Below are 18815 nucleotides of genomic sequence, written 5' to 3' on the forward strand. Positions count from 1 at the left end.
ACCGCATGATCGCGCGCTACAATGCGCAGGATGCCGACGGCTATGTCGACCTGATGACCGACGGCGCGTGCGAGGCGACCTATCGTGGCGCCGTCGTTCGCGAAGGTCGGGAAGGGGTTCGGTCGGGATTGAAGGCGATGTTCGCGCAATACCCGCAGAACCATGCCGGGATCCTGTCGTCCTACGAAATCGGCGACACCGTCGTTTTGCATGAGAATGTTTCGCGCGGACCCGGCGGCGAAGCGTTCGAAGTCATGTCCATCTATTCGTTTGTCGGCGATAAAGTCGACCGCGTGGAGTTCATCCGCTAATGGCCGAAGCGCCCAAAATTCCCGACGAAGCCGAGACCCGCGCCCGCTGGGGCGCGTTCGCGTGGAACGACGAAAACCAGAAGAAGGCGAACGAGATCCTCGGTCGCTATCCCAAGGGTCGCGAGCAATCCGCGTCGATCCCGTTCCTCGATCTGGCACAACGTCAGGTCGGCGCCGAAACCCAGACGCAGGGCTGGCTGCCGGTTCCGGTGATCGAGTTCGTCGCGCGCCAGATCGGCGTGCCGTACATGCGCGTCTATGAGGTCGCGACCTTCTACACGATGTTCAACATGGCGCCGGTCGGCCGCTATCACGTTCAGGTTTGCGGCACGACGCCGTGCCTGCTCGGCGGCAGCGACGACGTTCTGGCTGCCTGCAAGAACAAGGGCCTGATCAAAGGTCGCACGACCCCGGACGGTCTGTTCACGCTGACCGAGGTTGAGTGTCTCGGTGCTTGCGCCAACGCGCCGATGGTACAGATCAACGACGATAACTTCGAAGATCTCGATTACGACAAGACCAGCGCCTTGCTCGAGGCGCTTGCCAACGGCACGCCGGTCACGCCGGGATCGCAGACCGGGCGCCGCGACAGCTGCGCGGCGGGCGGCCCGACCAATCTTGTCGCGATGGTCGACGAGAACCATGACTATCGGGGGGAGTGGGCCTGATGCTCGCCGATAAGGACCGCATTTTCACCAACGTCTACGGCTTCCAGCCGTGGAACCTCGAGGCCGCGATCAAGCGTGGCGATTGGGACGACACCAAGGGCCTTATGGCACGCGGGCAGGATGCGCTGATCGACGCGGTCAAGGCATCGGGCTTGCGTGGCCGCGGCGGCGCTGGCTTCCCGACCGGCACCAAATGGTCGTTCATGCCCAAGGAACCCAAGCCGGACCGGCCGAACTTCCTCGTCATCAACGCCGATGAATCCGAGCCGGGGTCGTGCAAGGATCGCGAGATCATCCGTCACGATCCGCACAAGCTGATCGAGGGTGCGCTGATCGCGGGTTATGCGATGCGGGCGCGTGCTGCGTATATCTACATCCGCGGCGAATATATTCGTGAAGCCGAAGTCCTCTTCGCGGCGGTCGCCGAGGCGTATGACAAGGGCCTGATCGGCAAGAACGCCAGCGGGTCGGGCTACGACTTCGACGTCTTCGTCCACCGTGGCGCGGGCGCCTACATTTGCGGCGAAGAGACCGCGATGCTCGAGAGCCTCGAGGGCAAGAAGGGCCAGCCGCGGCTGAAGCCGCCGTTCCCGGCAGGGGCAGGGCTCTATGGCTGCCCGACGACGGTCAACAACGTCGAGTCGATCGCGGTCGTCCCGACGATCCTGCGCCGCTCGCCCGAGTGGTTCGCGAGCTTCGGCGCCGAGGGCAACCGCGGCACAAAGCTGTTCCAGATCAGCGGTCACGTGAACAAGCCGTGCGTTGTCGAGGAGGCGATGAGCATCACCTTCCGCGAACTGATCGAGACGCATTGCGGCGGGATCCGTGGTGGGTGGGACAATCTGCTCGCGGTCATCCCAGGCGGGTCGTCGGTTCCGCTGGTGCCGGCTGCCGAGATCATGGACTGCCCGATGGACTTCGACGGCCTCAAGAAGGTCGGTTCGGGTCTCGGCACGGCGGCGATCATCGTCATGGACAAGTCGACCGACATCGTCCGCGCGATCAGCCGCTTGTCCTATTTCTACAAGCATGAGAGCTGCGGCCAGTGCACGCCGTGCCGCGAAGGCACCGGCTGGATGTGGCGCGTGATGGAGCGGATGCGCACCGGCGACGCGGACATTTCCGAGATCGATACGCTGTATCAGGTGACCAAGCAGGTCGAGGGCCACACGATCTGTGCATTGGGCGATGCGGCGGCATGGCCGATCCAGGGCCTGATCAAGCACTTCCGCCCCGAGATGGAGCGGCGGATCACCGAGAAGCGTGGCGGCGGGCTGAGCCCGATGATGGAAGCGGCTGAATAATGCCTATTGTCAAAGTCGACGGCGTCGAAGTCGAAGTGCCCGCTGGTGCCACCGTGCTCCAGGCGTGCGAGATCGCGGGCAAGGAAATCCCGCGCTTCTGCTATCACGAGCGCCTGAGCATCGCGGGCAATTGCCGCATGTGCCTGGTCGAGGTGAAACCCGGACCGCCGAAGCCGCAGGCATCGTGCGCGCTGCCGGCTGCGGACAAGCAGGAGATCTTCACCAACTCGCCGATGGTCAAGAACGCGCGCGAAGGGGTGATGGAGTTCCTCCTCATCAACCATCCGCTCGATTGCCCGATCTGCGACCAGGGTGGCGAATGCGACCTGCAGGACCAGAGCCTCGCTTACGGGCGCGGCCAGTCGCGCTATGACGAGAACAAGCGCGCGGTGACCGAGAAGTACATGGGGCCGATCGTCAAGACGGTGATGACGCGGTGCATCCAGTGCACGCGTTGCATCCGTTTTGCCGAGGAAGTCGCGGGCGTCGAGGAAATCGGCGCGATCGGTCGTGGCGAGGACATGCAGATCGTGTCCTATCTCGAACATGCCGTGACGAGCGAATTGTCGGGCAATGTCGTCGACCTGTGCCCGGTCGGTGCGCTGACCTCCAAGCCGTACGCGTTCGAAGCGCGTCCGTGGGAACTCCGCAAGACGCTGACGATCGACGTGATGGACGCGGTTGGCACCAACATCCGGCTCGACAGCCGTGGTCGCCAGGTGCTCCGCGCCGTGCCGCGGATCAACGAAGACGTGAACGAGGAATGGGCGAGCGACAAGACGCGCCACGCGGTTGACGGTCTGGTCCGTCGTCGTCTCGACAAGCCGTATATCCGTAAGAATGGCCGTCTGACCGAAGCCTCGTGGGATGCCGCGTTCCTTGCGATCTCGCAGGTCGACGCCGGGTCGAACATCGCCGCGATTGCGGGCGATCTGGTCGATTGCGAGACGATGTATGCCGCCAAGGCGCTGCTCGGCAGCATGGGCTCGACCCTGCTCGAAGGCCGCCAGACGGGTATGGATTACGACACGACCAATCTGGCCGCGGTCAATTTCAACACGACGATCGCTGGCACCGAAAAGGCCGACGTGATCCTGATCGTGGGCAGCAACGTGCGCTGGGAAGCGCCGCTGGTGAACACGCGGATCCGCAAAGCCATCAAGAAGGGCGCCAAGGTCTTCGCGATCGGACCGGAAACCGAGTTGACCTACAAGGTCGAATGGCTCGGCGAGGATCTCGGCGTGCTCGGCAATCTGCCGGAGGCGGTGACCGAGGCGTTCGCCAAGGCCGAGCGTCCGATGATGATCGTCGGCGGGGCAGGGCTCAAGTCGCTCGGCGCAGCGCTCGCGCTGGTGTCGCCGCTGGGTCTGGTCAAGGATGGCTGGAATGGCTTCAACGTGCTGCACATGGCGGCCAGCCGCATGGGTGGCCTGATGCTCGGTTACGCGCAGAAGGGCGGCATCGCGGATATCGTCGCGGCCAAGCCGAAGCTCGCGTTCTTCCTGGGCGCGGACGAGGTCGACTTCGCGGCGTTCGAGGGCTCGTTCAAGGTGTACATCGGCCATCACGGCGACAAGGGCGCGGCAGCTGCCGACGTCGTGTTGCCGGGGGCGAGCTATGCCGAGAAGTCGGGGACGTACGTCAACCTCGAGGGTCGTGTTCAGCGTGGCGAGCGCGCGGTGTTCCCGCCGGGCGACGCGCGCGAGGACTGGACGATCCTGCGCGCGCTGTCGGGGATGATGGGCAAGACGCTCCCGTTCGACACGCTCGAGGAACTGCGCGCCGACATGGCGACCGATACCCCTGCGCTCGCAACGCTTGGGTTGGCGACGTTCGACTGGGCACCGCCCGCGCTCAACGCCGCGGCTTCGGGCGAACTGACCGGCTATCCGATCAAGGACTTCTATTTGACCAACGCAATCTGCCGGGCGAGCCCGACGATGCAGCGCTGCTCGGCTGAACTCGTCCACGGCGTAGACTTTGCGGAGGCAGCGGAATGACCTCCTTCTTCACTTACCGTTTCGGCCTGCCATATGGCTGGGCCTGGACGCTCGCGACGCTGATGGACATTCTCCTGATCGCGTTGCCGCTGATGCTCGCGGTCGCGATGATCATCTACGCCGATCGCAAGATCTGGGCGGCGATGGCGTTGCGGCGTGGTCCGAACGTTGTCGGCCCGCTCGGGCTGCTCCAGTCGTTCGCGGACGGCCTCAAGGTCTTTCTCCAGGAAACGATCATCCCGTCGGCGGCGAACAAGACGCTGTTCCTGATCGCGCCGATCATCACCTTCACGGTCGCGCTGATCGTGTGGGCGGTGGTGCCGTTCGATGCGCGCGCCGCATTGGCCGACATCAACGTCGGGTTGCTCTACGTTCTCGCGGCGTCGTCGCTCGGGGTGTACGGGATTATCCTCGCGGGCTGGTCGTCCAACTCCAAATACCCGTTCTTCTCGGCGATCCGCGCCGCGGCGCAGATGGTTTCGTACGAAGTCGCGATCGGCTTCGTGCTCATCTCGATCGTGCTGTGGAGCGGCAGCTTCAACCTGACCAACATCGTCGAAGCGCAGAAGGGTGTGCTGGGGACGCCGGTCAACGGCTTCTTCCTCAACCCGTTGCTGTTCCCGATGGCGGTGGTGTTCTTCATCTCGTCGCTCGCGGAAACGCAGCGTGCACCATTCGATCTGACCGAGGCGGAGAGCGAGCTCGTCGCCGGGTATCAGACCGAATATTCGTCGATGTCGTTCGCGCTCTACTGGCTCGGCGAATATGCCAACGTCATCCTGATGTGCGCGCTCAACGCGACGCTGTTCTGGGGTGGGTATCTGCCGCCATTCGACTGGGCGCCGCTGTATGTCGTTCCGGGCATCATCTGGCTGTTCATCAAGATCCTGGTGTTCTTCTTCCTGTTCAGCTGGGTGAAGGCGACGGTTCCGCGCTATCGCTACGACCAGCTGATGCGGCTGGGCTGGAAAATCTTCCTGCCGCTGTCGCTGTTCTGGGTGTTCCTGATCTCGGGTGTCCTGATGATGACCCGCGTCGGCACCGAGTGCGCGCCCGAGAACCGGGTCTATACCAAGCAATATCTCTACGACGACGGTCGTCCGCGCTATCCCACCGATGGCGTGTGCCAGGCTGCTCGCGTGAACCAGTTGGAGAAGCGCTCGTGAGCGTCGCCCAGATCATCAAGTCCTATACGCTTTGGGAATTCCTCAAGGCGCACGCGCTGACCCTGAAGTATTTCTTCAAGGCCAAGGCGACGATCAACTATCCGTTCGAAAAGAACCCGATCAGCCCGCGCTTCCGTGGCGAGCATGTGCTGCGGCGCTATCCGAACGGCGAGGAACGCTGCATCGCGTGCAAGCTGTGCGAGGCGGTATGCCCGGCGCAGGCGATCACGATCGAGGCCGAACCGCGCGACGACGGCTCGCGCCGCACGACGCGCTACGACATCGACATGACCAAGTGCATCTTCTGTGGCCTGTGCCAGGAAGCGTGCCCGGTCGACGCGGTGGTCGAAGGTCCGAACTTCGAATATGCGACCGAAACGCGCGAAGAACTGATCTACGACAAGACCAAGCTGCTGGCGAATGGCGACCGTTGGGAAAGCGCGATCGCCGCGAACCTTGCCGCCGACGCACCTTACCGTTAAGCGCCGCACCGACTCTGAGGGGCCCCAGAAAACCGTGATCCAGGCACTCGCCTTTTATCTTTTCGCAGCGATCGTGATTGCGTCAGCCGCGCTGACCATCACCTCGCGCAACCCGGTGCATGCCGTGTTGTGGCTGATTCTGGCCTTCTTCAACGCAGCGGGCCTGATGGTCCTCGTCGGTGCCGAGTTCATCGCGATGCTGCTCGTCATCGTCTACGTGGGAGCGGTCGCCGTGCTGTTCCTGTTCGTCGTGATGATGCTCAACATCGATTTCGCCGAACTGCGTGCCGGGTTCGCCCGCTACGCGGCGATCGGCGCGGTGTTCGCGGTCGGGCTCGCGGCCGAGATCATGCTCGCCTTCGGCGCATGGAGCGCGGGCAAGATCGAGCTCGCGCGCCGTGCGGCGCCGACGCCCGAGACGATCTCGAACATCCAGGCGCTCGGGATGGTGCTCTACACGCGCTATCTGTTCGTGTTCGAGGGTGCCGGGCTCGTGCTGCTCGTCGCGATGATCGGCGCGATCGTGCTGACGCATCGGGAACGCTCAGGGTCGCGCAAGCAGAACATTTCGCGGCAGAACGCGCGCCGTCCGCAGGACGCGACGCGCAATACGCAGCCGACGGTCGGCGCAGGGGTGGAGCTATGACGATCGGTTTGGGCCATTATCTCGTCGTGGGCGCGATCCTGTTCGCGCTCGGCGTGCTCGGCATCATCGCCAACCGCAAGAACCTCATCGTCATGCTGATGGCGGTCGAGCTGATCCTGCTCGCGGTGAACCTCAACTTCGTCGCCTTCTCAGGCTATCTCCACGATCTCGTCGGGCAGGTGTTCGCGATGTTCGTGCTGACGGTCGCGGCGGGTGAGGCGGCCATCGGGCTCGCCATCCTCGTCATCTATTTCCGTAGCCGCGGGACGATTTCGGTCGACGACGCCAACCGGATGCAGGGGTAAGTTACGTGCATTCGATTCTTCTCATCGTCTTCCTGCCGCTGCTCGCGTCGCTGATCGCAGGGTTCGCGAACAAGGGCTTCGGCTCCGCGCTCCCCAAGATCGTCACGACCGGCGCCTTGTTCGTGTCGTGCGCGCTCAGCTGGCCGATCTTCCTCCATTACCTTGGTGGTGGCGAAGCGACGGTCACGCCGGTGCTCGACTGGATCCATTCCGGCGACATGGTGATCGACTGGTCGCTCCGCGTCGACGCGCTGACCGCGGTCATGCTCGTCGTCATCACCAGCGTCTCGGCGCTCGTCCATCTGTATAGCTGGGGCTATATGGAGGAGGACCCCGACCAGCCGCGCTTCTTCGCGTATCTGTCGCTGTTCACCTTCGCGATGCTGATGCTGGTGACCGCGGACAACCTCGTCCAGATGTTCTTCGGCTGGGAAGGCGTGGGTCTCGCATCCTACCTCCTGATCGGCTTCTGGTTCCGCAAGCCCACGGCCAATGCTGCTGCGATCAAGGCGTTCGTCGTCAACCGCGTCGGCGACTTGGGCTTCATGCTCGGCATCTTTGGCACGTATCTGGTGTTCAACACCGTCTCGATCCCCGAGATCCTGCGGCTTGCGCCGGGGATGGCCGGGTCGACGATCGGCTTCTTCGGTGGCCGCTTCGATACGATGACGGTGCTCTGTTTGCTGCTGTTCGTCGGCGCGATGGGCAAGTCGGCACAGCTCGGGCTTCACACCTGGTTGCCGGACGCGATGGAAGGCCCGACCCCGGTGTCGGCGCTGATCCACGCGGCGACGATGGTCACCGCGGGCGTGTTCATGGTGTGCCGCCTGTCGCCGATGTTCGAGACGTCGCCGTTCGCTTTGACGGTGGTGATGACCGTGGGCGCTGCGACCTGCCTGTTCGCCGCGACGATCGGCATGGTGCAGACCGACATCAAGCGCGTGATCGCTTATTCGACCTGCTCGCAGCTCGGGTACATGTTCTTTGCCGCCGGGTGCGGGGCCTATGGCGCCGCAATGTTCCACCTGTTCACGCACGCTTTCTTCAAGGCGCTGCTGTTCCTTGGTGCCGGTTCGGTGATCCACTCGATGCATCACGAGCAGGACATGCGCTATTATGGCGGCCTGCGGAAAAGCATCCCGATCACCTTCTGGGGGATGATGATGGGCACGCTGGCGATCACCGGCGTCGGTATTCCCGCGGTGTTCGGCAACCCGCTCGCAATCGGGTTCGCAGGCTTCCATTCGAAGGATGCGATCATCGAGGCGGCCTGGGCTTCGGGCCAGCATGGCGCGTCGATCGTCGGGATCATCGTGGCGCTGCTGACGAGCTTCTACTCGTGGCGTCTGATGTTCCTTACCTTCTGGGGCAAGCCGCGCTGGGAGCAGTCCGAGCATATCCAGCATGCGATCCACGATGCGCACGGCCACGGCCATGACGCGGTCCATGCTGGCCATGACGATCACGGCACCACCGCGGCGCATGCGCATCACGGTGAAGCCGCAGAGGAAGGGCAGGGCAGCGAGCCGCACGGTCATGACGATCATGCTCATGGCGCGCACGGCCATGCCGTCCCGCTGCATCCGGTGTTCACCACCAAGGGCGACGGCACGGGTGGCTATCATCCGCACGAAAGCCCGTTCCCGATCCTGATCCCGCTGATCATCCTGTCGATCGGTGCGATTGCGGCTGGGTTCGTGTTCCATGGCTACTTCATCGAGCCGACCGCCGGCGAAGAATACTGGCGTGGCGCGATCGCCTTCCGCGAGCATCTGATGCACGAAATGCATGAGGTTCCGTTGCTGGTGAAGCTGTCGGCGACCATTGCGATGCTGACCGGTCTGGTCGGTGCGTACATCTTCTACATCCGCTCGCCGGGGGTGTCGCAGAAGCTCGCCGAGACCTACGCGCCGATCTACGACTTCCTGCTCCACAAATGGTATTTCGACGAATTGTACGATCTGCTGTTCGTGAGGCCGGCATTCGCCATCGGTCGCTTCTTCTGGCACCGCGGGGACGAGAAGACGATCGATCGCTTCGGGCCGAACGGCTCGGCCTGGATCGTCGAGCGCAGCTCGCGGGTCGCTGGTAAAATCCAATCGGGGTACGTTTATACTTATGCGTTCGTCATGCTGCTGGGCCTGACCGGGGCCGTGACCTGGGCAATCAACATCTGGGCGACGAGCAAGTGAGCGGCTTTCCAATCCTTTCGATCATGCTCGCGATCCCTGCGATCGCGGCCGTGGCCTGTCTCTTCACCAGCGCGCAGGGCGCACGCTGGATCGCGCTGATCGCGACACTGATCGATCTCGTTCTCGGTATCGGCCTGTGGGCGAGCTACGATATCGGCGGCGCGCAGTGGCAGTTCGTCGAGGACGCCGGCAACCTCGGCATCTTCAGCTGGAAGCTCGGCATCGACGGGTTCGCGCTGCTGCTGGTGATGCTCAGCGTGTTCCTGATGCCCGTGTGCATCGGCGCCAGCTGGGTCGCGGTCACCAACCGCGTCCAGGAATATATGGCGGCGTTCCTGTTCACCGAAGTGCTGATGATCGGCACGTTCACGGCGCAGGACCTGTTCCTGTTCTACATCTTCTTCGAAGCCGGCCTGATCCCGATGTATCTCATCATCGGCATCTGGGGTGGCGTGAACCGCATCTACGCCTCGTACAAATTCTTCCTCTACACGCTGCTCGGCTCGGTGCTGATGCTGGTGGCGATGCTGTGGATGGCGAATTTCGCAGGCACCAGCGACATTCCGACGCTGCTGCGGACCGATTTCCCGGTCAAGGCGCAGACCTTCCTGTGGCTGGCGTTCTTCGCGTCGTTCGCGGTCAAGATGCCGATGTGGCCGTTCCACACCTGGCTTCCCGACGCGCACGTCCAGGCGCCGACCGCTGGTTCGGTGATCCTCGCGGGCGTGCTGCTCAAGCTTGGCGGATACGGCTTCCTGCGCTTCTCGCTGCCGATGTTCCCCGAGGCGTCGGCGCAGCTGACGTGGCTGGTGCTCGGTCTGTCGGCGATTGCGGTGATCTACACCTCGCTCGTGGCGCTCGTGCAGTCGGACATGAAGAAGCTGATCGCTTATTCCTCGGTCGCGCACATGGCGATCGTGACGATCGGCCTGTTCGCGTTCAACCGGCAGGGGATCGAGGGCGCGATGATCGTCATGCTCAGCCACGGCCTCGTCTCGGCAGCGTTGTTCCTGTGCGTCGGCGTGATCTACGACCGGCTCCATACCCGCGAGATCTCGCGTTATGGTGGCCTCGCGATCAACATGCCGCGCTACGCCTTGCTGTTCCTGTTCTTCACGATGGCATCGATCGGGCTTCCGGGCACGAGCGGGTTCGTCGGCGAGTTCCTCAGCCTGGCGGGGACGTATCGGGTTTCGACCGCGATCACCCTGCTGTGCACCACCGGGATCATCCTCGGGGCTGCCTACATGCTTTACCTCTACCGCCGTGTCGTATTCGGCGATCTGACCAAGGACGATGTGCGCGCAATGCCCGACCTTTCGCTGCGTGAAATTGCGCTGTTGGCCCCGATTGCAGCGGTAGCGCTGTGGATGGGCGTGTATCCCGAGAGCTTCCTCGCGCCGATGCGCAAGGATGTCGCCACGCTGGAAGCGCGCATTTCGCGCGCGACCCCGGCAGGTGACTCGCTGCCGACGCCGGGCAAGGCGATCGCGCTGCCCGTCCAGCATGCGGAGGCACGGCCATGAACATGTCGCTGTTGATGGTCCTCCCCGAGGAAATCCTCGCGCTGGGGGCGATTGCGCTGATGCTGGTCGCTGCCTGGGGTGGCCAGGCCTCGACTCGCATGGTGTCGATCGTCGCGGTTGCGGTGCTGGTGGGGGCGACGATCGCGCTGACCGGGCCTGCCTCCTACGGCGGCGATGCATTCGGCGGGCTTGTCCGCGGCGATGCGTTCGGCGCGTTCGCCAAAGTGCTGATCTTCGGCGCCTCGGCCATCGCGATCCTGATCGCGCCGCGTTTCTTCGCGGCCGGTCGTGGTGACGATCTCCGCCCGGAATATCCGGTGCTGATCCTGCTGTCCGCAGCGGGCATGAGCATGATGGTCTCGGCGGGCGACTTGCTGACGCTGTACGTCGGTCTCGAACTCCAGAGCCTCGCGGCCTACGTGCTGGCGAGCTTCATGCGCCGCGACACGCGCTCGGCAGAAGCCGGCCTCAAGTATTTCGTGCTGGGCGCGCTCGCGAGCGGGATCCTGCTGTACGGCATCTCGCTGGTGTACGGCTTCAGCGGCACGACGCTCTTCTCGTCGATCGCCACGGCGTACGGTGAGGGGCGTTCGCTCGGGCTGACCTTCGGGCTGGTGTTCGTCTTCGCCGGTCTCGCGTTCAAGATGAGCGCCGTTCCGTTCCACATGTGGACCCCGGACGTGTACGAAGGCGCACCGACCCCGGTGACGACCTTCTTCGCCTCCGCCCCCAAGGTGGCAGCGGTCGCGCTGTCGGTCCGCGTCGCGGTCGAGGCGATGGGACCGGCGACCGACCAGTGGCGTCAGATCGTGATCTTCGCGGCCCTCGCGTCGATCATCTTCGGTGCGGTCGCGGCGATCGGGCAGACCAACATCAAGCGGCTGCTCGCTTATTCGTCGATCAACAACGTCGGCTTCGTGCTGATCGGTCTTGCGGCCGGTACGCAGGCGGGTGTTGCGGCGGTGCTGTTCTACTTGACCGTCTATGTCGTGATGACGCTGGGCAGCTTCCTGATCGTTCTTCAGATGAAGGACGCCGCAGGCCAGCCGGTCGAGAGCATCACTGCGCTCGCGGGCCTGTCGCGGACGCGGCCTGGGCTCGCGCTCGCGATGGCGATCTTCATGTTCTCGCTCGCGGGCATCCCGCCGATGCTCGGCTTCAACGCCAAGGTCGCGGTGTTCCAGGCGGCGATCGTTGCCGGGCTGTATCCGCTCGCGGTGGTCGGCTTCGTCGCCTCGGTGATCGGTGCCTTCTATTACCTGCGTGTCGTCAAGGTGATGTACATCGATGCACCGGCCGAGACGGTCGAGGGCGCGCCGCTAGCGGTCCGCACCGACCCGGTCGAGGGCGGTCTGATCGCGGTGATGGCCGCGGCGATTTCGCCGCTCGGCTGGCTCGGGCTCGCGAGCCTTGGCGGGGCGACGATGGTTGCGGCGAAGGCGCTGTTCTGATCGACCGGGTTCGCACCGTCGCCGAGACGGGGTCTACCAACGCCGACATGCTGGAACTGGCGCGCAGCGGGATCTCCGAGGGGATCTGGCTGCGCGCCGAGCGGCAGACCGGCGGGCGCGGGCGGCAGGGACGGCTGTGGGTGTCCCCGGTCGGCAATTTCTACGGATCCAGTATTGTCCGGGTGCGGGTCGGGGATCCGGCGCCTGCTACGCTCGCCCTGGTGGCTGCGGTAGCGCTGGAAGAGGTGGTCCGGGCGTACCTTCCCCTCAACCACCAGGGCGAAAGCGCAGCCGGTCCCCGCGCGGCCGGGCTGGCGCTCAAATGGCCCAACGATCTGCTGCTGGACGGCGCCAAGATCTCCGGCATCCTGCTCGAACGCACGGGCGACGCCGTCGTCGTCGGGATCGGCGTCAACCTCGCCCACCATCCCAAAGAAACCGACCGCGTCGCCACCAGCCTCGCCGCGCATGGCGCAACCCCCGATCCCGCCGACTTCGCCGAGACACTCGCCGAAACCTTCGCGCGCTGGCTCGGCATCTGGCGCGGGCAGGGTCTCGCGCCCGTCCGTGCCCGCTGGCTCGAGCGCGCGCACCCGATCGGCACCGCGCTGACCGCGCGGCTTCCCGACGGCAGCGCGACGGATGGGCTGTTCCACGGGCTCGACAGTGACGGCGCGCTCATCCTGCGCTTGGCGGATGGCACCGCGCGTGTCATTCACGCGGGCGACGTGTTCCTCCTCTGAAGGGCTCTTTTCCAGCCATGCTGCTCGCCATCGACGCCGGGAACACCAACATCGTCTTCGCGCTGCTCGAAGGCGCGACGATCAAGGCGCGCTGGCGGATCGCAACCGATCCGCGCCGGACGGCGGATGAATATGCGGTCTGGCTTAGCCAGTTGCTCAGCCTCGAAGGGTATGACCGCAAACAGGTGACGGGGGTGATCGTCGCGACCGTCGTCCCGCGCGCGCTCCACAACCTCCAGACGCTCGCGCGGAAGTATTTCGATACCGAACCGCTGATCGCGGGTCAGGCCCCGGTCGAATGGGGGATGCATCTCGACGTGCTCGAACCCAAGAGCGTCGGGGCGGATCGCGCGGTGACGATGATCGCGGCGCACGCCCGCCATCCGGGCGACCTGATCGTGATCGATTTCGGCACTGCCGCAACCTTCGACGTGGTCGATTATACCGGCGCGTATAAGGGCGGGATCATCGCGCCGGGGATCAACCTGTCGCTCGACGCGCTGGTCACCGCCGCGGCGAAGCTTCCGCGGATCGCGATCGAAGCACCTGACGACACCAGCGTGATCGGGCGGGATACCGTGTCGCAGATGCACATCGGCATCTACTGGGGCTATGTCGCGATGATCGAAGGGCTGGTCGCGCGAATGAAGGCGGAGGTCGGCCGCCCGTGCAAGGTCGTCGCGACCGGTGGTCTGGCGGTTCTGTTCGAACAGCATACCGACGCGTTCGACGCGATCGAACCCGATCTCACCATTCAGGGGCTGGCGATTTTGTGGGATCGCGCCCATATAGCGGCCTAGAGTCCTTGCGTGTGTGCGCCCGTATCGGTGCCCCGCTTTTCTGATCTCTACGACATTCATCGCGCCTAACCCGCGCACCCTCCCTGCGCCGCTTGCCAAGCTGGCGGCGATAAACTGAAAGAACAAAGACTTAGTGACTACCCCTAAGAAAGAACTGCTGTTCCTGGCCCTTGGCGGGTCGGGCGAGATTGGCATGAACGTCAATCTGTACGGCTGCAACGGCAAGTGGCTGATGGTCGATTGCGGAATCACCTTCGCCGATCCGCAATATCCCGGCATCGACGTGATCCTGCCCGACCTGCAGTTCATCGAGGAACGCCTCGACGATTTGATCGGGATCGTGCTGACGCATGGTCATGAGGATCACATCGGCGCGCTGCCGTATCTCGCCGAGGATCTCGGCGTGCCGCTCTACGCGACGCCGTTCACTGCCGGCCTGATCCGGGGCAAGCTCGAGGAAGAGGGCAACGCCAACCGCGTCAAGCTGCGCGTGATCCAGCCCGACGCCCCGTTCGAGATCGGGCCGTTCGGCATCACCTTCGTGCCGATGTCGCATTCGATCCCCGAAGCGAGCGCGCTGCTGATTGATACGCCTTACGGGCGCATTTTCCACACCGGCGACTGGAAGCTCGATGCCGCGCCGGTCATCGGCAAGCCCGCCACGCCGGATCAGCTTGCCGCGATCGGCAAGGACGGCGTTCTCGCGCTGGTGTGCGATTCGACCAACGTGTTCAATAACGACGCCTCGGGCTCCGAGAGTGACGTACTGTCCGGGCTGATGGACGTGATCGGGAAGGCCAAGGGCCGCGTGCTGGTAACGTCGTTCGCCTCCAACGCCGCGCGTCTCCACACGCTCGGCAAGGTCGCGATTGAAACCGGGCGGCAATTGTCGGTCCAGGGGCGGTCGCTCGACCGCATCCTCAAGGTCGCGCGCGCAACCGGCTATCTGAAGGACTTCCCCGACACGATCGACGCAGAGGCCGCGATGCGGCTGCCGCGCGACAAGGTTCTGGTCGTCGCAACCGGCGGGCAGGGCGAGGATCGCGCTGCACTTGCACGTGTCGCCAATGGCCAGCATCCGATCTCGCTCGACCAGGGCGATACCGTCGTCTTCTCGTCGAAGCAGATCCCGGGCAACGAAGTCGCGATCGGGCGGATCCAGAACCAGCTCGCAGCCAAGGGTGTGATCATGATCACTGACCGCCAGGCGCATGTCCATGTGTCGGGCCACCCGGGTCGTCCCGAGCTGCTCCAGATGTACAAGTGGATGAAGCCCGAGATCCTGATGCCGGTCCACGGCGAAATGCGCCACCTGATGGAGCAGGCGCGCTTTGCTTTGTCCGAAGGCGTGCCGCGCGCGGTGGTGCAGACCAACGGCGACATCATTCGCCTCGCGCCGGGCAACCCCACCAAGATCGGCAATGCCGCTGTGGGTCGCCTCGTGCTCGACGGTGACGTGATCCTGCCGGGCGACGGCTCGACCATCAACGAGCGCCGCAAGCTGGGCCTGTTCGGCCAGATTTCGGTGGCGGTCGCGATCGGCCAGCGTGGCATGATCGGCCAGCCGCAAGTCCGGATCCAGGGCATTCCGGTCGAGGAAGATCGCGAACCGTTCCTTGAAGAGACGATCAGCGCGGTCGTCGTCGCGGTGAAGCAGGGCGGGCGTGATCGCGACAAGCTGCGCGAGCAGATCCGGCTCGCCACCCGCAAGGTCGCGACTCGCTGGACCGGCAAGAAGCCGATCGTCGACGTGTTGTTGATCGAGGCTTGAGCCTCGAATAGGCTCGGAACAGGAGGAGAGCGACATGCGGTGGACTTCAGCGCTGGCGATCTATTTCCTGTTCTGGGCGTTTTCGGTGTTCTTCGTCCTGCCGTTCGGGGTGAAAACCGCGGACGAGGCAGGCGTGGAGCGCGTGCCGGGGCAGGCGGACAGCGCGCCGCACGAGTTCCGCGCCGGGCGCATCGCGTTGCGCGTGACGATCGTCGCGACGGTGTTGTGGGCGATCTACATGCTCAACTTCACGTACGGCTGGCTTACCCCGAAGATGATCGACTTCTGGGGGGCGTGGAAGGACGTGGAGTAGGTTTCCCCGGTTTTACCCGGGGAAACGACTATTAGTCGGTCGCGTCAGCCCTCGTCGTCGGCGGGCTTGCTCTGCAGCTGGACGTAATTCTCGATCCCCATCCGCGCAATCATCTCGAACTGGCGCTCGAGCGTGTCGACATGCTCTTCCTCGCTATCGAGGATGCGGCGGAACAGATCGCGGCTGACATAGTCGCGGACCTTTTCGCTATGCTCGATCGCATCGCGGAGCAGCGGCAGCGCTTCCATTTCGAGCGCAAGATCGGCCTTGAGGACTTCCTCGACCGTCTCGCCGATGCGGAGCCGCCCCAGCAACTGGAAATTGGGCAGACCATCGAGGAACAGGATCCGCTCCGACAGCCAGTCGGCATGCTTCATCTCGTCGATCGACTCCTGCCGTTCGAACGCGGCAAGCTTCCGGACGCCCCAGTGATCGTACAGCCGGTAATGCAGCCAATATTGATTGACCGCCGTCAGCTCATTCTTGAGTGCCGTGTTGAGGTACTCGATGACCTTGAGATCGCCTTGCATCGTTTAGCCTTTGCTGGTCGCGGAATAGCGGAGGCTAGCCTTTAGGCTACGGCGCGCTCTTCGTCGATGATCGCGCGGGCGGCGGGAACGCATTGGCCGCATTTCGCTTCGCACCCCATGGTGCGATAGGCCTGGCAAGCCGTCCGGCACCCGTTTCGGGCGGCGGCGCGGACGTCGCGTTCGCGGATGGCATTGCAGATGCAGACAACCATGGACACTCCCTTCGGAGCGCATGATCTATCGCTAATGAGAATGGGTCGCAAGCCTAAAGGCGACCCATTCGCACATCATCAGTTCTCTACGGGTACGGCTGCGCCCATCAGTTTCGGGAAGAAGCCCTCATGCGCGGTCCGCAAGTCGCTCAGTGGGACGACATGATCGTTGTCGGGAAGCTCGAAGATCAGCCGATTCGCGATCGTCCGCCCGATTCGCTCGATCTCCACCCCGGCTGCATCCGCCGCCGTCAGCGTTTCGAGCAGCAGGTGATCCGCGACGGTCGCGACATAAAGCCCCTGGTCCTCACCGAACAGCGCGCAGGCGACGCCGCACGGCAACGGCGCATGCAGCATCGCGCCGACGTTACCCGCCAGCGCCATCTCGGCGATCGTCACCGCGATCCCGCCGTCGGACACGTCATGCACCGCCGTCAGCCCGCCGGTCGCGATGTGGGTGCGGACGAACTCGCCGTTGCGGCGTTCCGCTTCGAGATCGACCGGGGGCGGGGGGCCTTCCTCGCGGCCATGAACTTCGCGCAGCCACAGCGACTGGCCAAGGTGACCCGAGCGCGCGCCGATCAGCACGATCACGTCGCCGGTGCCCTTGAACGCGATCGTCGCCGACTTGGACCAGTCCGCCAGCAGCCCGATCGCACCGATCGCGGGCGTCGGCAGGATCGCCGAGCCGCCCCCGGTCGCCTTGCTCTCATTGTACAGCGAGACGTTCCCCGAAACGATCGGGAAGTCGAGTGCGCGGCACGCATCGCCCATGCCGTCGAGACAGCCGACGAACTGCGCCATGATCTCGGGGCGCTGCGGGTTGGCGAAGTTGAGGCAGTTGGTCACCGCGAGCGGCGTCGCGCCGACCGCCGACAGGTTGCGATAACACTCTGCAATCGCCTGCTTGCCGCCCTCATAGGGGTCGGCATAGCAATAGCGCGGGGTGCAGTCGGTGCTCATCGCGAGCCCCTTTTGCGTGCCGTGGACCCGCACCACCGCGGCGTCGCCACCCGGGCGCTGCACCGTATCGGCGCCGACCTGCGTGTCATACTGCTCCCAGATCCAACGCCGCGAGGCGATGTCGGGCGAGGCCATCAGCGTCAGCAAATCGGCGGCGACGTCGGGCGTCTGCGGGATGTCGCCAAGCGGCGTGATCTTCGCCCACGCCTGATATTCTTCCTTCGTCGCGGCCGGACGGTCGTACAAAGGCGCTTCGTCGGCGAGCGGCGCGAGCGGAATGTCGCACACCGTCTCGCCGTGGAATTTCAAAACCATATGGCCGGTGTCGGTCACCTGGCCGATGACCGCGAAGTCGAGCTCCCATTTGTGGAAGATCGCCTCGGCGAAATCCTCGCGGCCGGGCTTGAGCACCATGAGCATCCGCTCCTGGCTTTCGCTCAGCATCATTTCATAGGGCGTCATGCCGGTTTCGCGCTGCGGCACCGCATTCATGTTGAGCTCGATCCCGACGCCGCCCTTCGACGCCATCTCGACCGCGGACGAGGTGAGGCCAGCAGCACCCATGTCCTGGATCGCGACGATCGCGTCCGACGCCATCAGTTCGAGGCACGCCTCGATCAGCAATTTCTCGGTAAACGGATCGCCGACCTGGACGGTCGGGCGCTTCGATTCCGAATCCTCGCCGAAATCGGCCGACGCCATCGTCGCGCCGTGAATCCCGTCGCGCCCGGTCTTGGAGCCGACATAGACGATCGAATTGCCGATCCCGGAGGCGGCGGAATAGAAGATCTTGTCGGTCTCGGCGACGCCGACGGTCATCGCGTTGACCAGGATGTTGCCGTCATACGCCGGGTGGAAGTTCACCTCGCCGCCGACCGTGGGCACGCCGACGCAATTGCCGTAACCGCCGATCCCGTGGACGACGCCCGAAATCAGGTGGCGCATCTTGGGATGATCGGGCCGCCCGAAGCGCAGCGCGTTGAGGTTGGCGATCGGGCGCGCGCCCATCGTGAACACGTCGCGCAGGATCCCGCCGACGCCGGTCGCGGCCCCCTGATAGGGTTCGATGTACGACGGGTGGTTGTGGCTCTCCATCTTGAAGATCGCCGCCTGGCCGTCGCCAATGTCGACGACGCCCGCATTCTCGCCGGGGCCGCAGATGACTTGCGGCCCGGTGGTGGGAAGCTTCTTGAGATGGATGCGCGAGGATTTGTACGAGCAATGCTCGGACCACATCACCGAGAAGATGCCGAGCTCGGTCAGGTTGGGCTCGCGCCCCAGCGCGTGCAGGACGCGGTCATATTCTTCGGCGGACAGCCCGTGCTGGGCGACGATCTCTGGGGTGATGTCGGTCATGCTGCTGCCCTTAGCGTCGGGCGCGGAACCGCGCTAGCGCGTATCGAAGCCCACGCGCGGTTCGTCGGGCGGGTGA

The 18815-nt window shown here is 64.3% G+C and carries 18 protein-coding genes; 15 read left to right on the forward strand and 3 right to left on the reverse strand.

The window, feature by feature from the left end; genetic code table 11:
- Window positions 1-5 precede the first annotated feature (5 nt).
- The 15 genes from ABIC16_RS09295 (at window position 6) to ABIC16_RS09365 (ending at window position 15678) form a co-directional block, all read left to right on the forward strand.
- A complete protein-coding gene (locus ABIC16_RS09295) occupies window positions 6-311 on the forward strand; it encodes a nuclear transport factor 2 family protein (RefSeq protein WP_277969977.1) in 306 nt (101 codons plus the stop codon).
- Window positions 311-979 carry a complex I 24 kDa subunit family protein gene (locus tag ABIC16_RS09300; protein ID WP_277969935.1) on the forward strand — a complete coding sequence of 223 codons (669 nt, stop codon included), beginning with the start codon at window positions 311-313 and terminating at the stop codon, window positions 977-979. The genes ABIC16_RS09295 and ABIC16_RS09300 overlap by 1 nt, the downstream gene beginning before the upstream one ends.
- Window positions 979-2283, forward strand: coding sequence for an NADH-quinone oxidoreductase subunit NuoF (nuoF, locus tag ABIC16_RS09305; protein ID WP_010216648.1), 1305 nt, complete (start codon window positions 979-981; stop codon window positions 2281-2283). The genes ABIC16_RS09300 and nuoF overlap by 1 nt, the downstream gene beginning before the upstream one ends.
- The gene (gene nuoG, locus ABIC16_RS09310) at window positions 2283-4283 is read left to right on the forward strand and encodes an NADH-quinone oxidoreductase subunit NuoG (protein ID WP_354290854.1); all 2001 of its coding nucleotides are present in this window, start codon (window positions 2283-2285) and stop codon (window positions 4281-4283) included. Before nuoF ends, nuoG begins: the two co-directional genes overlap by 1 nt.
- Complete coding sequence (gene nuoH, locus ABIC16_RS09315) at window positions 4280-5449, forward strand: NADH-quinone oxidoreductase subunit NuoH (protein WP_277969938.1); 1170 nt, start codon at window positions 4280-4282, stop codon at window positions 5447-5449. Before nuoG ends, nuoH begins: the two co-directional genes overlap by 4 nt.
- Entirely contained in the window at window positions 5446-5931 is a 486-nt protein-coding gene (gene nuoI, locus ABIC16_RS09320; RefSeq protein WP_010163523.1) for an NADH-quinone oxidoreductase subunit NuoI, read from the forward strand. The genes nuoH and nuoI overlap by 4 nt, the downstream gene beginning before the upstream one ends.
- A 34-nt stretch (window positions 5932-5965) precedes the next feature.
- The gene (locus ABIC16_RS09325; protein WP_010163524.1) at window positions 5966-6577 is read left to right on the forward strand and encodes an NADH-quinone oxidoreductase subunit J; all 612 of its coding nucleotides are present in this window, start codon (window positions 5966-5968) and stop codon (window positions 6575-6577) included.
- Window positions 6574-6882, forward strand: coding sequence for an NADH-quinone oxidoreductase subunit NuoK (gene nuoK / locus ABIC16_RS09330; RefSeq protein ID WP_010163525.1), 309 nt, complete (start codon window positions 6574-6576; stop codon window positions 6880-6882). The genes ABIC16_RS09325 and nuoK overlap by 4 nt, the downstream gene beginning before the upstream one ends.
- A gap of 5 nt (window positions 6883-6887) precedes the next feature.
- Window positions 6888-9074 (forward strand): NADH-quinone oxidoreductase subunit L, encoded by a 2187-nt coding sequence (gene nuoL, locus ABIC16_RS09335; RefSeq protein WP_354290855.1) that lies wholly within the window; start codon window positions 6888-6890, stop codon window positions 9072-9074.
- Window positions 9071-10600 carry an NADH-quinone oxidoreductase subunit M gene (locus ABIC16_RS09340; protein ID WP_354290856.1) on the forward strand — a complete coding sequence of 510 codons (1530 nt, stop codon included), beginning with the start codon at window positions 9071-9073 and terminating at the stop codon, window positions 10598-10600. The genes nuoL and ABIC16_RS09340 overlap by 4 nt, the downstream gene beginning before the upstream one ends.
- Window positions 10597-12051: an NADH-quinone oxidoreductase subunit NuoN gene (gene nuoN, locus ABIC16_RS09345; protein WP_354290857.1), complete on the forward strand. Its 1455-nt coding sequence runs from the start codon at window positions 10597-10599 to the stop codon at window positions 12049-12051. Before ABIC16_RS09340 ends, nuoN begins: the two co-directional genes overlap by 4 nt.
- A 47-nt stretch (window positions 12052-12098) precedes the next feature.
- Window positions 12099-12794, forward strand: coding sequence for a biotin--[acetyl-CoA-carboxylase] ligase (locus ABIC16_RS09350; RefSeq protein ID WP_502958298.1), 696 nt, complete (start codon window positions 12099-12101; stop codon window positions 12792-12794).
- A 17-nt stretch (window positions 12795-12811) separates the two neighbouring features.
- Window positions 12812-13594 carry a type III pantothenate kinase gene (locus ABIC16_RS09355; protein WP_354290858.1) on the forward strand — a complete coding sequence of 261 codons (783 nt, stop codon included), beginning with the start codon at window positions 12812-12814 and terminating at the stop codon, window positions 13592-13594.
- A 193-nt stretch (window positions 13595-13787) separates the two neighbouring features.
- A complete protein-coding gene (locus ABIC16_RS09360) occupies window positions 13788-15365 on the forward strand; it encodes a ribonuclease J (protein ID WP_277969979.1) in 1578 nt (525 codons plus the stop codon).
- A gap of 34 nt (window positions 15366-15399) precedes the next feature.
- Window positions 15400-15678, forward strand: coding sequence for a DUF1467 family protein (locus ABIC16_RS09365; RefSeq protein WP_277969944.1), 279 nt, complete (start codon window positions 15400-15402; stop codon window positions 15676-15678).
- 44 nt (window positions 15679-15722) lie between these two features.
- Here the strand turns inward: ABIC16_RS09365 and bfr are convergent, their stop codons facing one another.
- From bfr to purL, 3 genes are all read right to left on the reverse strand, one after another.
- The gene (gene bfr, locus ABIC16_RS09370; RefSeq protein ID WP_277969945.1) at window positions 15723-16208 is read right to left on the reverse strand and encodes a bacterioferritin; all 486 of its coding nucleotides are present in this window, start codon (window positions 16206-16208) and stop codon (window positions 15723-15725) included.
- Window positions 16209-16249: 41 nt separating this feature from the next.
- Window positions 16250-16420 (reverse strand): (2Fe-2S)-binding protein, encoded by a 171-nt coding sequence (locus ABIC16_RS09375; protein ID WP_277969946.1) that lies wholly within the window; start codon window positions 16418-16420, stop codon window positions 16250-16252.
- Window positions 16421-16498: 78 nt separating this feature from the next.
- Window positions 16499-18739 (reverse strand): phosphoribosylformylglycinamidine synthase subunit PurL, encoded by a 2241-nt coding sequence (purL, locus tag ABIC16_RS09380; protein WP_277969947.1) that lies wholly within the window; start codon window positions 18737-18739, stop codon window positions 16499-16501.
- Between the last annotated feature and the right edge of the window lie 76 nt (window positions 18740-18815).

It is taken from the genome of Sphingomonas sp. PvP055 (genome assembly GCF_040546365.1).
Lineage (GTDB): Bacteria > Pseudomonadota > Alphaproteobacteria > Sphingomonadales > Sphingomonadaceae > Sphingomonas > Sphingomonas echinoides_A.

Coding starts and splice junctions, on each gene's coding strand:
- ABIC16_RS09295 (WP_277969977.1), top strand. CDS start 6: ATGATCGCGCGCTACAATGCGCAGGATGCCGACGGCTATGTCGACCTG.
- ABIC16_RS09300 (WP_277969935.1), top strand. CDS start 311: ATGGCCGAAGCGCCCAAAATTCCCGACGAAGCCGAGACCCGCGCCCGC.
- nuoF (WP_010216648.1), top strand. CDS start 979: ATGCTCGCCGATAAGGACCGCATTTTCACCAACGTCTACGGCTTCCAG.
- nuoG (WP_354290854.1), top strand. CDS start 2,283: ATGCCTATTGTCAAAGTCGACGGCGTCGAAGTCGAAGTGCCCGCTGGT.
- nuoH (WP_277969938.1), top strand. CDS start 4,280: ATGACCTCCTTCTTCACTTACCGTTTCGGCCTGCCATATGGCTGGGCC.
- nuoK (WP_010163525.1), top strand. CDS start 6,574: ATGACGATCGGTTTGGGCCATTATCTCGTCGTGGGCGCGATCCTGTTC.
- nuoN (WP_354290857.1), top strand. CDS start 10,597: ATGAACATGTCGCTGTTGATGGTCCTCCCCGAGGAAATCCTCGCGCTG.
- ABIC16_RS09350 (WP_502958298.1), top strand. CDS start 12,099: ATGCTGGAACTGGCGCGCAGCGGGATCTCCGAGGGGATCTGGCTGCGC.
- ABIC16_RS09355 (WP_354290858.1), top strand. CDS start 12,812: ATGCTGCTCGCCATCGACGCCGGGAACACCAACATCGTCTTCGCGCTG.
- ABIC16_RS09360 (WP_277969979.1), top strand. CDS start 13,788: ATGAACGTCAATCTGTACGGCTGCAACGGCAAGTGGCTGATGGTCGAT.
- ABIC16_RS09365 (WP_277969944.1), top strand. CDS start 15,400: ATGCGGTGGACTTCAGCGCTGGCGATCTATTTCCTGTTCTGGGCGTTT.
- bfr (WP_277969945.1), bottom strand. CDS start 16,208: ATGCAAGGCGATCTCAAGGTCATCGAGTACCTCAACACGGCACTCAAG.
- ABIC16_RS09375 (WP_277969946.1), bottom strand. CDS start 16,420: ATGGTTGTCTGCATCTGCAATGCCATCCGCGAACGCGACGTCCGCGCC.
- purL (WP_277969947.1), bottom strand. CDS start 18,739: ATGACCGACATCACCCCAGAGATCGTCGCCCAGCACGGGCTGTCCGCC.